We start from the raw sequence: 14155 nt of genomic DNA on the forward strand, positions 1-14155 counted from the left end.
TCACCATCCTCCCTTGGTATCTATTGAATCTCTTGATCTCTTCTCTTCTTAATGTCCTGAACCGCCTGCTCTGGTGTAATCTCGCCCAGCAGCGCCAATTCGCCTTCTTCGGTCACAATCGTATTCATTTGGGTAATACCCTTACGCAGTTCGCGTTCCGGCACAGAGGTAATATTGAAGATGGCATCGAGGTTGACCGCATCGTTCGTGAAATTGTCCTGATACTGCTTCTTCACGCTGTCGGCGGTGGATGCAGGCGTCTGATATTTCGCTACAATCTGCTGCCCTTCTTCACTGGAAATGAAGCTGATCCATTTCTTGGCTTCCTCCTTGTGCTTGGCATCAGAGCTTACAGCATGCACAACCACTGCGGTCATCGTAGTGCCCTTCTTCACCTCCGGCGGATGCGGAACATAGGTCATCCCCCAGTTAAATGTCAGCTTGTTGTCCTTCTTGTCCTGCTCCAGCATTCCCGGGAACCACGTGCCGGTCACCACCATCGCATATTTTCCCGTCAGGAAAGCTGTTCTGTAGTGGGCGTTCGTCGCCTTATTCTCGGCAATGGAAGGCTGTGCCCCGCTGTCCGACAGCTCCTTGCGCAGCTTGAGGCCCTGCACGTAAGGGGTCAGATCATCATTGTAGAGCGATGCGCCGAGCTGCTGTCCATAGACGTACCAGGTCTGCGGCCAGTCCGGCATGAAGGAGCCGTAGATCTTATCCTGTCCGCTCCCGCTGGTCATCTGCTTCGCCAGCTCCACATATTGCTCCCAGGTCAGATCATCTCCCGGATACGCCACTCCCGCTTGGTCGAACAGATCCTTGTTGTAATAGAGCGCCCAGCCGTCTGAACGGAAAGGCAAGCCGTACAGCTTATCATTAATCTTCAGGCCGTCTAAGGAAGCCTCAACACCTGTGAGCGCGGTGCTGTCCGCAGCGGCCAGATCATCGAGCGCCAGCGCGCGTCCTGATGAGGCCAGCTTGTAATACTCATCCAGACTCTTGAAGGCGAAAGCGTCCACCTCACCGCCGCCGGTCAGCGTAACCGTCAGCCGTTCACTGTAGGTGTTGGCGTCGCTTTTGGTGAAATCCACGGTAATGCCCGGGTTCTTCGCTTCAAAGGCTTGGGCCAGCTCGTCGTACATCCGCTCCGAGGCAGTGTCATTCCAGAGCATAAATTTCACCGCAACATCCTGCTTAGGCGCCGAAGTCCCCGCCGTAGTGTTATCCGTATTGTCTGAGCCGCAGCCTGCCAGAAGCACCGCGCCTGCCGTCATTCCCATCAATGGCTTCATCCAGTTCCTCATGCTTGTCGTCCCCCCAGGTTAGATTGTGTAAGTGTTTCTTACTTGATGTAAATATAATCGAGTTTTCGGCTGTTGTCTTTGCACCTGGTTCAGTAGAATTGTTGTAATCCTCATTAAAAATGAATTATGTATGCGCTTTCTGTAAGTTACATGTTCATTTCCATGACATGTCCATAACATATTCAGATAAAAGAAGAGAAGCTATCCCTTAGCTCCTCCGCGACTGTTCCAATGTTCAGTTTTATATTCTGATCCACAGATTATCCCCGATATTCGGATGGTGTCTGTCCGGTCATTTTTTTGAAGACCTTGGAGAAATGGCTGAGGTTATGCAGACCCACCTTCTCGGCAATCTCCTGGACGCTTCCTTCCCGGCGCTTGAGCAGCTCCTTGGCCTTCTCTACCCGCAGACGGGCTACGTAAGCCATAGGCGTCTCGCCCGTCTGCTCCTTGAAGACCGTAGCGAAATAATTCGGATTCAAATGCGCAGCATCAGCCAGGCGTCCCAGCGTCAGCTTATCCGCATAATGCTTCTGGGCATAACGGAGCGCAGCTTCCACATCCACCGTTACCGGACAGTCCTTATCCGGCATCACCGTTCTCAGGGCAGACGAGATCCGCTCCAGGAATTCCCCGGCCGTTGTGCAGGAATGGATTCGGCCGATGGCCTCCGCCCACACCGCGGTATGCTCGCGCTCCAGATATTTGCCGGGAATATTCCGCATCAGCAGCAGGGTAAGCGCCTGGATCAGCCGCTTCGGATGAATGCCGCGCCGCTGGGCATCCAGCAGCAGCTCATCCAGACACTCCATGATCGTATTGGCATTCCCCACAGCCAGCAGCGTAATCAGCTTATCTTCCTGACTGCCTGCAAGCGCAGGTATATTAAGCTGATAGACACGCTTATGCTCATACTCCACCGCATGATTCCAGCCCGTATAGAACAGGTCTGCCTGCAATTCTTCGGCTTCACGGTAAGCCTTCTCCCACTCCTCTGTTCCAGTTACTCTGGAGCTGATCAGTATCCCCGTATCCTCATAACGCTCCAGCAGCAGATGCGGCAGTTCCAGCCCGTCCGCTATAATGAGATGCACCCGTTGCTCCGTATCCACGAACAGCCGCCGCTCTGCGATCATATCCGGGTACGGGAATCCCTCCAGCCAGGCATGAACATCCGTCTGCTCCCACATCTCCCGGTTAATCAGCATGATGACCCACCGCCAGCCGCCGCCTTCCTGCGCACCCGGCTTGAACTGCTTCAGCCAGGCAGAGGGCGACTGCAGCTCCAGGATCCGCAGCTCCGGCTGAAGGGCGCCGCCCTGCCTGATGCTTTTGCCGCCGTGCTGTCCAGTTGCCCCGTAGAAGGTGTGATGCAGCCGCTCCAGACAGTGCTCAATCTCGCCGGACGACAGATTCAGCTTGTCCAGATACTCAAATACGCCGTACCGGATGCCTTGTCTTGCGAGCTGAAAGTCCGTATGGCTGCTCAGGATACAGATCTGCACGGTCTGCGACAGCTCGCGGATACGGGCGATCAGCTCCAGCCCGTCGATCCCGGGCATACGGATATCGGTAATGACTACATCCGGGCGCAGCCGGATGAACAGATCGAGCGCATCGCTTCCATTGCCCGCCTCCCCCACAATTTCGAACCCGTACTGCTCCCAGGGCACGGTCCTCAGCAGGGCCTCCCGGATCAGCCATTCATCCTCCACCAGCATCGTTCGTATAGCCATGTTCCCCCTCCTTCAATTGACAGCGTCTACCCGGTTACTGCTGCTTGGGCAGTGTTATCTCCACCTGGGCACCGGCTCCCGGGCGGCTCTCGAAGTGCAAAGTCCCGGCTTCGCCGAAATACAGGGCAATGCGCTGCCGGATATTAGACAGCCCGATCCCCGAGTATGCACGCGGCCGCCCCGGATCCTCCCCTTCTGCGGCTCCCTCAAGCGGCCGTTTGGCGGTTCCGCTCCCGTTGTCGGTTACGGTAATGGTAACAGCAGCAGATACATCATAGACCTGTATCCAGATATGAATGCCCTCATCGCCGTTCATCCCGTGATAGATGCTGTTCTCGACCAGCGGCTGCAGGGTGAAGCGGGGAATACGCTGCCCGAGCAGCGCATCCGGGATATCCATCAGAACATGAATCCGGTCCGGATAACGGATCTGCATAATCGTCAGATAATGCTGCAGTGCGTCCAGCTCTTCCTCAATGGTTACAAGCGGATGCTCCGGGTAGATTTTGGATGACAGGAAATAACCTAACGCATGGACCACCTCACGGATCTGCTCCGTCTGGCCGCGCAGCGCCAGCCCGCTTACGACCGCCAGCGTATTCTTGATCATATGGGGATGAATCTGCGAGAGCAGAGTGTCCAGCTCGGCCTGCAGCTTCTGCTGCTGCTCCACCTTCATCCGTTCCTGCAGCTCCTTCAGATCCGAGGTCATGCTCAGAAAAGAACGCTGGAGCAGGTCAAGCTCCGGATCGGTGCGGATCAGCGGGAGATGCGTCCATTCCCCGGATCCGATCTTCCTCATCACCCGGACCATCTGCTTAATCGGCCGAAGAATCCTGCCGGTGAAGAGATGGCCAAGCAGCACGGACAGCAGGACGCACAGCCCGATGACCAGCAGCATAATGTTGCGGATCTGCCCAAGCTCTGAGAGGAGACTGCGGTAAGGAACCTCTTCGACGACGATCCAATCATTCAGCAGCCTGGCGGAGATATAGATGGACTTGTTCATGCTCTCCCCGCCGTTTAAGGTCCCTGCGCCCTTGCCGGCCGCTGACTCAAGCGCTTCTTGAAGCACCAGGTCAGGCACAGCCGCACCGGGGGCCGTGTATACTCTTGTGCCATCCGGCTTCAGGATAATAAACCGGTTATTCAAGGCCATATCGCCCACCAATGCGTTTAAGGAGCCGGAGATGATTATTTTGCCCCACTCTGTCCCGTCCTCCGCGTGAATGTACCCGGCCTCATAGGACAGCATCGGCTCGGCGGCGCTTGCAGGATCGAAGGGGAGATGCGGCGCTGACCACACAAACCTGCCGGCTCCTCCCGCCTTGAGCACTTTCTTGAATTCCGCGTTGTTCGCCAGATAATCTGCCAGTCTCGTGCCGTCAGCCCCCCAAGTCGTGAACACCTTACGGTTATACCCGTAGATGACAACGGACGGTGTCTCCTCAAACCGGGAGAAGACCAGCTTGCTCACTAATTGATTGAATTGGTCCCATTCATGGATGTAGCGCTTCAGGTCATCCGGGGAAGACAGCGGATCAAGCATTTGCAGCAAGGGCTCCTCCTGCACGAACGACCCGGCAAGCAGCTGGTACATGGCCAGCTGGCTGTCCACAGAGGCCACCGTCTGCTCCAGCAGCCGGGACTGAATCTCCACAGCCTGGCGGGTTATGGTCTGCTTCGAGGCGTCATAACCGGCCCAGCCGATTACCAGCATGGGGAGCACGCCGAGCAGCAGCAGCAGCAGAATGAACTTGGAACGCAGGGTACGCCTGGTAATCCTGGTAATCTCGGTGCCCACCACCTGCCACCTCCTGTAGACGGCTTAAATACATTTAGTATCATTCATCCGGACGCAAACTTCAACAAAAAACGACAGGAAACGAGCACACTCGCGTGAACGCATGAACGCAGCATCGTAAAGCCCTGCTTGAGCTACAATTATACTTGAACTCTCTCCGGGGATATTTAGCGGATCAAGAGATTAATTGCATCATTCCGGTATCCAAATTCAGGTGCACTATTGCACCTTATTCGCCCATACGGCCCGAATACACCATTTCCAGGCACTCCTCTATCCCAAGTCCAGCACCGCCAAAGGGATTTCCCCCTCATGCTCCACCCGTTTCCACTTTCAGCATCACAAAAGGAGCTGCCCCAATCAGCCATTTCATGGCTTTTGGGACAGCTCCATCCTTTATATTACAATCCTTACTTCTGCCAGTTCCACAGGCGCACTTCGCCTACCTGCAAATGGCGGACCCACGAAGCTTCGCGCAGCTTCAGCAGCTCCTTAACTGGTCCGGTGACTACGGCACCGTAGAGCTTCACCCCGTTCTGCTCCAGATAAGCCACAGAGGTGTCTAACTGATCGATGTATGCCGCTGACCGGGTAAGCCTTGGATGCTCCTGCAGCAGTCTAAGCGTCTTGATGAAGTTCGCATCACGCAGTTCACCGCTCCCGTATGCCTCAACGGAAGGCGACACGCTGCTGTAGGTGGATACGGAGCTGAACCAGCCTGTTTTTTCCTTGGTGACCGCAGATTTCTTCATATCATCCTTATGCCAGATAGGATAATAGGGAAAGCCAAGCGGGTGTACGACCACATCGTTCTCCCTCGTCGAAGGTCCGGCATCCGCCCCGAACCAGACCGGCTGAAGATTCAGCGGCTCCAGCTGCTTCAGCAGCTCATCGGTCGTATACAGATGGTCCAGTGACAGATACGCCTCGGCAACCGTACCTTCGGGCAGCTTCGCAAGCCTCTTCCACTGATCATTGTCATCCCCTCCCCCGGCAGTCCCCTCCGCAGGCGGATAATAAAACACTTTTCCAGACCCGTTCCGCTCATCCATCCAATTAAACTCACCAATATTGGCCAGTCCCAGAAGAAATTTCTGAGTATAATTCCCGACCTGAATACTCTCGCTGCCCACCTGCTTCAGCAGATTCCCGGATAACTCCATCCTGAAAAAATAACGCACATCCGCTGACAGATGCACCGTGGTGTTAGGGCGGGTAACGGCAATCGTTGATGACACCACATCACGGTAGGTATCCATGCGGTCGCCGGTACTATAGAAGGCTGTTGTAATGATGCTGCTGATCACCGTAAAGATCAGGATCGCCGACAATACCGTCCAGGTGTTAGTGATCCGTGCTCTCCATTTGCCCCGGCGGATAATCCGCTTCTCGTTCTTCTTCCTGTTCTTCTTCTGTGGTCCTGCACCCGCGTCCTCCGTCCGGTCCGGCCGGGTCCACCGTCCGTCTGCCTGATCCTCACGTTCCATCTGCTCCTCCAGATACAACTGATAGGCCTCAAGCTTCACAAGCTCGCTCTCAACCTCCTCACGCTCTGCCTCCGGCAGGGTGCCCTCACTGTACCGGCGCAGCTTCTCTTTGAATTCCTCACTCATGCTCATTCCTCCTCCGATCCGCCTCACGCAGCTTCTGCCTGGCGCGGAATACGAGTATCTTGTATTGGGACAAGCCCACCTCCATAATGTCAGCGGCTTCCTTATAGCTCAGCCCGTGCACATCATGCAGCAGCAGCGCATGACGCTGCCCTTCCGGCAGCCGGCTGAGCGCCTGAACCACTTCCTCCCAGCGTTCCTGCCGCAGCAGGGTGCCCTCCGTTGTCTCGGGGTGGGGCAGGCTGCTGAAATAAGCGCCTTCCTTCGCCACACTCCGCTTCTCCTTGCGCGTATAATCAATGAAGGCGTTATAGGCCACCCGGAACAGCCACGGCTTGATCCGCTCCTCGTTGCAATCCTCCAGATACAGATAGGCCCGGTAAAAGGTCTCCTGCATCAAATCTTCAGCCGCATGATGGTCCTGGCAGAGGGAGCGCAGATAGCGGTAGATATCAGCCACGTACAGCTCATATAGTTCATCCAGCGAATTCTTCTCCATCTCCTTCCCCCTTACTCCATCCACGTATGAGTCCGCGAAAAGTTACACTTTTGCACCAACTGTCCTGAAATCATCTATTCAATTCGTAAGCAAAGTCCTTCCCCGGAGGGGGCGGTGGTGCGGGATCCGCTAGGGTGAAATGGGCCGAGGTGCGATGGTGCAGGGGGCGATGTGCGAGGTGCGAGGTGCGGGGGAGCGAACCCCGCCACTCCCGTTGCGGACTGGAGATCCCTTATTTGGCCGGAACACAGCATTTCGCATGTCTGGCGGACTCAGATGCCGTTAAGTCCCCTCTTCGGCCTCCGATTACGCTCCACAATACAATATAGGGGCTCCTGAGTCCGATACGAGCAGAAAAGGCGTCTTTTTCGCCAAATAACGTCCTCTGTGTCCGCATAACTCCCAGATGACCCCGAAACCTCTAATTTGTTAAACACCGAAGGTCAACAGCCAGCAACGGCGGAGGAGCTCAAATCCAGCACAAAGGGAGCCTCCCGGCCCCCTGTATGCTAACTCTGGCGATCATTCCCCAGCCTCATTCACGCTGGCAGCCTGCTATCACGTATTTTATTCAATAAAAACCGATGCTGGCGGAAGCATCCTTCATCCACTCCCGCTTGCGGCCCTTGTCCAGCTCGCCGCGCATCCCGCGCACCAAAGCCTCCACATCGGCCGTACCGCTCTCATGCCATTCCAGGGCGGCGCTGACATACAGCTCACCGAGCTGGGTCAGGGAGAAATCTCCGGTCAGGCGCGCCGCCGTGGCCGTGCCTTCCTCCCCTGCGAAGGTGGAGAAGCCGCGGAGCTTCAGATATTCGAGCCGCAGCGCTTCGCTCGGCATCTTGATCTCGTAGGCCCGGTCGAAGCGCCCGGCGCGGTTCATGAGGCCCGGGTCGATTTTGTCCGGATAATTGGTCGTGCCGATCAGGAAGATACCCTCCTTGGAGGTGGCACCGTCCAGCGTGTTGAGGAAGAAGGAGCGGACCTCCTGCGGCATGGAGTCGATATCCTCGATCACCAGCACCATCGGTGCAAGCCGTGCGGCCGCCTCAAACACCTCATTCACCGATTCGCTGCTCGTATATTCGGTAATCTGCCAATAGAGCACAGGTCCCGGCACGCTCCCGGCAATCGATTTAACCAGTGTGGTCTTGCCGTTTCCCGGATGCCCATAGAGCAGAATCCCCCGCTTGTACGGGATGTCATAGGTGACGTAGAAGCTGCGGTCGCTGTCAAAAAACTGGTCAAGCGAGCGGTAGATTTCTTTTTTGATCGCAGCATCCATCACGACCTCATCCCGCTTGACGGCACGCGTAATCGGCTCATCCTCACGGAAAATGCCGTTGCGCCGGTCGGTGAACACCGTCACCTTGTTGATATTCTGCTCCCGCTGCCGCTTGCGCACATTGCCGAGGAAGAGCTGCAGCTGCTCATCCGATGCGGCAAACACATAGTCCTGGAAGTTAATTCCGTTCTCCTGAAATACCGGAACCCGGGCCAGGGCAATACCCATCGCCGGATAAGCCAGCACATTATTACGGACCGACAGATGGATATGGTACTCCGGCTGCTCCTTCTCATCGTCGAACACGAAGGTCCGGTCCTCCAGCCGGTCAAAAATCCGCGCCACATGCTCCACCCCGGCATTCCCGCTCTGCACATCGTTCTCCAGCAGCTTCCAGTACTCACTGTTGGGGTCATCGCTGGCATACAGCTCATACCTGACCCCATAACGGGCGTAGAGGGCTTCAAGGATGCCGTCCACCAGACGGGCGTATACATCATAGCCTTTGATAATTCCGGCATTGTTCTCATCATATTCGTAGATTACAGCCGGTTTCTTGTTGTCCTGCTCCATCCTTATTTCGTCCCCTTTATCGCAGCGAGCGGCTTGCACTTGGCCACAACAGCAGCCAGGCCGGCGCCCGTAACGCTTTCTATGATCTCATCTACATTCTTATAGGCTTGGGGAGATTCGTCAATGATAGATTCCAGGGAACGCTGGTTCACCACAATCTCCTCATTCGTTCCCACCTTCATCGACCGCGAGAATTCCTGGACCGTGACCAGCTTCTTCGTGGCTGAGCGGGAGCGGATACGACCGGCACCATGACAGATGGAATAATAATTCTCTTCTCCGCCGGGCTGGCCGACCATGATATAGGACGCGGTGCCCATCGAGCCGGGGATTAGCGCCGGATGTCCGGTCGCCGCATACACGCGCGGATTATCCGCATGTTCCGCCGGCAGCGCCCGGGTAGCCCCCTTGCGGTGCACAAACTTACTGCCTGTAGAGGTCTTCTCTTCCCAGGCATAATTGTGCATCAGGTCATAGAGGGTACGCAGCTCGCACTTCGGACCGAAGACATCACGGAAGCCTTCACGGACACCGTAAGCAATCAGATGGCGGTTCACCACCGCATAATTCAGCGCTGAGTACATCAGATTGACGTAACGCTGGGCCTGCGGATGCGCCAGTGGCGCAAAAATCAGGCGCGGGTCGGCGCTGCCCAGCCCCAGCTGGCCCATAACCTTGGCGAAGGCTGGAGTACAGAACTGGTTGACCAGCCCGCCCCAGGCCCGGGAGCCGGAGTGGATCATCACAGCAATCTGCCCGTCCTGAAGCCCCCAGGCTTCAGCCACCCCGCGCTGGTCCTCCGCGATCTCAATCGCCTGGATCTCGACGAAATGGTTGCCGCCGCCAAGCGTGCCCAGCTGACGGTGCCCCCGGTGCCAGGCCATATCCGGCAGCTCATTCAGAATCTCCTCGTCGAAGCCGAGCCGGCTGATCTCCACATGGGACAGCGCGCTGGACTTCTTCGGGGTGTAGCTGTCCGGGACGTATTTGTTCGGCAGGCCGTGCAGTCCCTTGCGCACCACATTCTCCAGCCGGATATCGCTGTAATGGCCGCGCTCCTGGGCCTCCATCGGCAGATACCGCTCAATGGCGCGGACCAGCTTCCGCCGCAGCTTCACCTCGCGCAGATCATCCATATGCAGATTGGTCAGATGCACCCGCATTCCGCAGCCGATGTCACTGCCGACAATGGACGGGGACACATAACCTGAGGTTGCATCCCAGACCGCCGTGGTGCCGATGCAGGTTCCGACGCCTACATGCACATCCGGGGTATAGCTCATATATTCGATGCCGGGGATCTGCAGATTGTTGTTGGCCATCTCCAGGACTTTATAATCCAGTGTGCCGTACAATTGCTCACTGGCGTAGATTTTGAGGTCGCCGCCCGGAAGGGCCACCTCATGTTTATAGCGGGACATCTCCTCCGCTTGTTGGTTCATGCTATTCATATATGGGTTCATTTCCTCTCAGTTTTCGTTTGTAGGTTGTTGAATACCAATATTTCCAAGTATCTGTGTACAACAAAAAGAGCCGCAGATCCATTCCGATCCACGGCTCCCGGCGTGCTGTGCGCAGCTTCCCGATGAAGCACGCGCACGTTCAAAGCACACCTGTATCCAATTGTGACAATAGCGGCAGAACCGCGGATTATGTCTTCCGGACAGAGGCGATGAGATCAGATCGTTGATATGCGGTTGTGATGTGACTGTGGTGTGTTCTTGCAGCATTCATTCCAATCATGACCCATCGGCCTCCCTTCGCTAAATGATAAACCCAATAATAAATGGCATTGCTGCCGGTTGTCAACCCTAATTCTGGTAAAGTTTAATTTACTTAAATTTGGACCAGTCCTGATTGCTGTTCTCCAGCAGATGGCCGAAATCGTTCTCCAGCCGCTTCTGCTCCGCCTTCCGCTTGTCCTCCGCTGCCTTCAGGGCAGCCTCCTTCTTGTCCCGTTCTTCGGCCTTCAGCGCATCGGACTGCGCCTTCAGCTTCTCCAGCACCTCGCCGCTCAGCATATCCTTCAGAGTGGTTGGAGCATCCGTTGCCGCAGGGCGCGGAGCGGGGGTATTCTTCTTCTTTTTAGCCATGGGAATCATCCTTTCATACGGCTATAATCCTTCAAATTTGTTTTAGTTACAAGGCAATCCGTTTATAATGTTAAGTAAGGGGTGAGCCTAATGAAATCCACAGAGCTATGTCCAAGGTTACAAAAAAGCATGGATCTTATCGGCAGACGCTGGACGGGCTTAATCATCTATCAGCTGCTACAGGGCCCCCAGCGTTTCGGCGAGATTGAGGCCGCGCTGCCGGTCAGCGGCAGACTGTTATCTGAACGGCTGAAGGAGCTGGAGCAGGAGGGCATTGTGCTGCGCGAGGTGTTCCCGGAGACGCCTGTGCGGATTCAGTATTCGCTGACCGGCAAGGGCCGGGCACTCGAATCCGTCATCCGCGATCTGCAGGTCTGGTCGGAGTCCTGGATCACGGAAGAGGAATGCCGTTCCGTCTCCAGCGCTCCTCCGCAGCCTCAATAAGGTCCTATTATATATTCACAGCTTGCGGCCGATGATGACCAGATCACGCGGGGTGCCATCTAATACGGCAACCCCGGGCAGCAAGCCCCACTGCTGGAAGCCGAACTTCCGCAGCAGAGCCAGACTGGGCTCATTATGGCCGAACACGAAGCCGACAAGATTCTGCAGGCCAAGGCGCGGACATTCCTCCACCGCTTTGGCCAGCAGAATACTTCCGGCGCCGCTGCCGCGGAATTTCTCATTGACATAGACGCTGATCTCCGCTGTTCCGTTGTAGGCCGGACGCCCGTAGAAGGACTGGAAGCTGAACCAGGCAGCAATCTCGCCGCCCTGCCGCAGCACCCAGAGCGGCCGGTGATGGCTGTTATGCTCATGGAACCACCTCACCCGGTCCTCCACGGTCACAGGCTCAAGATCCGCAGTTACCATCCGCCCGGCCACCGTCGAATTGTAAATATCCACGATCGCCCCCAAATCCTCTATTGTAGCATCCTCTATGTTGTAAGGCTGCCAATCCATGCTGTTGTTCCTCCCATAAGTGGTCTAAGCGTTCATTGCAATGATTATACTCCATGCCGCCCCCGTTTCTGCAAGCAGCGGATCTATTGAAGCCCGGTCTGCTCCAGACTCCACTGCCACAGCCGTGCTGCCGCTTCCGGGTCCTTTGCCCGCGGGCTTAGCTCCTTAATCTTACGGCGGTAATAATATTGGCCGCTTACTTCGTTCAGCTCCGGCGCCGCCGCCAGATAAATGGCTGTATCCGCGCCCTGCTCTGACGTCTGGAACAAGAGGGCCACCAGCTTCATTATTCTCTGCCCGAACCCTGTCTCCCGGCTCACGCCAATGCTCGTCCCCACTGCTCCCGGGTGCAGACAGTTCACCGTGACGCCGGTCCCCTTCAAGCGTTCCGCCAGCTCGCGGGTAAACAAAATATTCGCCAGCTTGGAACGGCCATAAGCCTTCGCCGCAGTGAAGCCGCGGGATAAAGTATGATCGTCCAGATACAGCTTGCCGATCTTGTAGGCTCCTGAAGCGACAACTACAAGCCGCCCCTGCGCAGCTGCCTTAAGCCGGTCCAGCAGCAGCATGGTCAGCAGGAAATGGCCCAGATGATTGACCCCAAGATCCAGCTCGTAGCCGTCTGCTGTAAGCTCCCGCCGAAAGACCATCACTCCGGCGTTATTGATCAGCACATCAAGCACAGGATACTCAGCGTTGAATCCCTCGGCAAAAGCACGGATACTTGCGAACGAAGCGAGGTCGCACAGCATCAGCCGGATATTGTCCGATCCGCTCTGCCGCACCGCCTCAGCCAGAGCTTCTTCCCCCCGCCTACGGCTGCGGCAGGCCATGATCACCGTCGCGCCCCGGCGGGCCATCTCCACGGTAGTTGCCAGCCCCATCCCGGAGTTGGCGCCGGTAATCAGCACCGTTTTTCCTTGCATGGACATCTTCCCCTCTCCTGCATATAGGCCCTAACGGCAATTGTACCAGCCCGGCCTGATCCGAGTAAGTATATGCTAGTTAAGGTTATGTTACATCATTTCAGAGGGTTAACATAGTCCAAAAACCGCCACTCATCACTTCCAGTCCGGACGCAGCGCAATCAGCCGGTCATCCTGCGCCTGCGGGTCGCCTCTGCCGTCACGGTTGTTGGTCATAAGGTACAGGGTACCATCCGGCCCTTCCGCTACATTACGGATTCGCCCGTATTTTTCCTTGAACAGACTGGTGATTGAAGGCGTTCCGCCCGCTGGCGGCAGCGATACCCTTAGGAGCTGCTGCCCGGCCAGATTCGCGACCAGCAGCTCACCGGCCCAAGGCCCCTGCGTAATGAAGGTCATTCCAGACGGAGCCCAGGTCTCCTTCCCGCTGTGGACCAGTGGAGTCACCAGCTTCTGCTGACCCACTCCGGTCTCATCACCTTCGATCAGCGGCCAGCCATAATTGGCTCCGGCCTTAATGAGGTCCAGCTCATCGTGGCTGGACTGGCCATGCTCGGAGCTGTAGAGCGCCCCGCTCTCCGGCTGCCAGGCCAGCCCCTGGGCGTTGCGGTGCCCCATGCTGTAGACCGGCGAGCCGGGCCACGGGTTGTCTTCGGGGATGGAGCCGCCGGGCGTAATCCGCAGGATTTTGCCGCCCAGACTATTCTTGTCCTGCGCCAGCTCCGGCTCATAGCGGTCACCTGTGGTGATGTACAGATTCCCGTCCGGCCCGAGCTTGATCCGTCCGCCGTTATGATTGGTGTCCCCCGGTATATGATCCAGCAGAACCCCGCTGATCTCTGCTGCTTCTCTTCCAATCTGAATCTGCAGCACCCGGTTCGCCGTTTCGCCCTGTTCGGTTCGGTAAGTGTGATAGACATAAGCCTGACCATTCTGTTCAAAATCAGCATCAAGCGCAAGGCCCAACAGACCGCCTTCTCCCTCACTGACCAAAGAATCAGAGAGCTTCAGCAGCGGAGCCTCGCGCAGCTTGCCGTTCTCTATAACACGCAGGCTGCCGGAACGCTCGGTAAAGAAAATCCGTCCATCCAGTGCAAACGCCATCTCCCAGGGTACCTCAAGGCCCCTGGCTACAGTCTCAGCAGTATAGGGAAAATCCGGGGATACACCCGGAGCTTCGTCAGGCTGGGCGTTAACCGGCGGACGGCCTTCCGCTCCATTCTCCTGCAGCTTATCCTCCTGTCCAGCGGAAGTGCAGGCTGACAGCAACGTCATCAGCAAGACCATTGTTACACGCAGCATACAGGTACCGGAGCGCAGCTTATTTTTTGTTATCGCCATGTCCCTAACCTCCTTCAGGTA

General features: G+C 56.4%; 12 protein-coding genes. 1 reads left to right on the top strand and 11 read right to left on the bottom strand.

Translation table 11 applies throughout. From position 1 onward, the window contains the following. Positions 1-20: 20 nt before the first annotated feature. The 8 genes from K1558_RS27190 to K1558_RS27225 all read right to left on the bottom strand — a co-directional run bounded on the left by K1558_RS27190 (position 21) and on the right by K1558_RS27225 (position 10904). Positions 21-1292 carry an ABC transporter substrate-binding protein gene (locus K1558_RS27190; protein WP_238655106.1) on the bottom strand — a complete coding sequence of 424 codons (1272 nt, stop codon included), beginning with the start codon at positions 1290-1292 and terminating at the stop codon, positions 21-23. Between the two features lie 272 nt (positions 1293-1564). Further along, positions 1565-3040 (bottom strand): helix-turn-helix domain-containing protein, encoded by a 1476-nt coding sequence (locus K1558_RS27195; protein ID WP_238655107.1) that lies wholly within the window; start codon positions 3038-3040, stop codon positions 1565-1567. A 34-nt stretch (positions 3041-3074) separates the two neighbouring features. Then, positions 3075-4844, bottom strand: a complete 1770-nt coding sequence (locus K1558_RS33110; RefSeq protein WP_238655108.1) for a sensor histidine kinase — start codon at positions 4842-4844, stop codon at positions 3075-3077. A 410-nt stretch (positions 4845-5254) separates the two neighbouring features. After that, complete coding sequence (locus tag K1558_RS27205) at positions 5255-6457, bottom strand: anti-sigma factor (protein ID WP_238655109.1); 1203 nt, start codon at positions 6455-6457, stop codon at positions 5255-5257. Then, positions 6450-6953 carry a sigma-70 family RNA polymerase sigma factor gene (locus K1558_RS27210; RefSeq protein WP_238655110.1) on the bottom strand — a complete coding sequence of 168 codons (504 nt, stop codon included), beginning with the start codon at positions 6951-6953 and terminating at the stop codon, positions 6450-6452. The genes K1558_RS27205 and K1558_RS27210 overlap by 8 nt, the downstream gene beginning before the upstream one ends. 571 nt (positions 6954-7524) lie before the next feature. Continuing rightward, positions 7525-8811, bottom strand: a complete 1287-nt coding sequence (locus tag K1558_RS27215) for an ATP-binding protein (RefSeq protein ID WP_238655111.1) — start codon at positions 8809-8811, stop codon at positions 7525-7527. Between the two features lie 2 nt (positions 8812-8813). Beyond that, positions 8814-10262, bottom strand: a complete 1449-nt coding sequence (locus K1558_RS27220) for an RtcB family protein (protein WP_238655112.1) — start codon at positions 10260-10262, stop codon at positions 8814-8816. Between the two features lie 381 nt (positions 10263-10643). After that, entirely contained in the window at positions 10644-10904 is a 261-nt protein-coding gene (locus tag K1558_RS27225; protein ID WP_238655113.1) for a YqkE family protein, read from the bottom strand. 90 nt (positions 10905-10994) lie between these two features. Between K1558_RS27225 and K1558_RS27230 the strand changes: the two genes are divergently transcribed. Then, positions 10995-11348, top strand: a complete 354-nt coding sequence (locus K1558_RS27230; protein WP_238655114.1) for a winged helix-turn-helix transcriptional regulator — start codon at positions 10995-10997, stop codon at positions 11346-11348. 15 nt (positions 11349-11363) lie between these two features. Here the strand turns inward: K1558_RS27230 and K1558_RS27235 are convergent, their stop codons facing one another. The 3 genes from K1558_RS27235 to K1558_RS27245 all read right to left on the bottom strand — a co-directional run bounded on the left by K1558_RS27235 (position 11364) and on the right by K1558_RS27245 (position 14134). Then, positions 11364-11867 carry a GNAT family N-acetyltransferase gene (locus tag K1558_RS27235; protein WP_238655115.1) on the bottom strand — a complete coding sequence of 168 codons (504 nt, stop codon included), beginning with the start codon at positions 11865-11867 and terminating at the stop codon, positions 11364-11366. 83 nt (positions 11868-11950) lie between these two features. Continuing rightward, entirely contained in the window at positions 11951-12799 is an 849-nt protein-coding gene (locus tag K1558_RS27240) for an SDR family oxidoreductase (protein ID WP_338019739.1), read from the bottom strand. A 129-nt stretch (positions 12800-12928) separates the two neighbouring features. Then, the gene (locus tag K1558_RS27245) at positions 12929-14134 is read right to left on the bottom strand and encodes a PQQ-dependent sugar dehydrogenase (RefSeq protein WP_238655116.1); all 1206 of its coding nucleotides are present in this window, start codon (positions 14132-14134) and stop codon (positions 12929-12931) included. Between the last annotated feature and the right edge of the window lie 21 nt (positions 14135-14155).

Origin of the sequence: Paenibacillus piscarius (genome assembly GCF_022234545.1) — a bacterium.
In the GTDB taxonomy this organism is placed as follows: domain Bacteria; phylum Bacillota; class Bacilli; order Paenibacillales; family Paenibacillaceae; genus Paenibacillus_AQ; species Paenibacillus_AQ piscarius.

Excerpts from the sequence above, each read along its gene's own strand:
- K1558_RS27190 (WP_238655106.1), bottom strand. The coding sequence starts at position 1,292 with ATGAAGCCATTGATGGGAATGACGGCAGGCGCGGTGCTTCTGGCAGGC.
- K1558_RS27195 (WP_238655107.1), bottom strand. The coding sequence starts at position 3,040 with ATGGCTATACGAACGATGCTGGTGGAGGATGAATGGCTGATCCGGGAG.
- K1558_RS27205 (WP_238655109.1), bottom strand. The coding sequence starts at position 6,457 with ATGAGTGAGGAATTCAAAGAGAAGCTGCGCCGGTACAGTGAGGGCACC.
- K1558_RS27210 (WP_238655110.1), bottom strand. The coding sequence starts at position 6,953 with ATGGAGAAGAATTCGCTGGATGAACTATATGAGCTGTACGTGGCTGAT.
- K1558_RS27215 (WP_238655111.1), bottom strand. The coding sequence starts at position 8,811 with ATGGAGCAGGACAACAAGAAACCGGCTGTAATCTACGAATATGATGAG.
- K1558_RS27220 (WP_238655112.1), bottom strand. The coding sequence starts at position 10,262 with ATGAATAGCATGAACCAACAAGCGGAGGAGATGTCCCGCTATAAACAT.
- K1558_RS27225 (WP_238655113.1), bottom strand. The coding sequence starts at position 10,904 with ATGGCTAAAAAGAAGAAGAATACCCCCGCTCCGCGCCCTGCGGCAACG.
- K1558_RS27230 (WP_238655114.1), top strand. The coding sequence starts at position 10,995 with ATGAAATCCACAGAGCTATGTCCAAGGTTACAAAAAAGCATGGATCTT.
- K1558_RS27235 (WP_238655115.1), bottom strand. The coding sequence starts at position 11,867 with ATGGATTGGCAGCCTTACAACATAGAGGATGCTACAATAGAGGATTTG.
- K1558_RS27240 (WP_338019739.1), bottom strand. The coding sequence starts at position 12,799 with ATGTCCATGCAAGGAAAAACGGTGCTGATTACCGGCGCCAACTCCGGG.
- K1558_RS27245 (WP_238655116.1), bottom strand. The coding sequence starts at position 14,134 with ATGGCGATAACAAAAAATAAGCTGCGCTCCGGTACCTGTATGCTGCGT.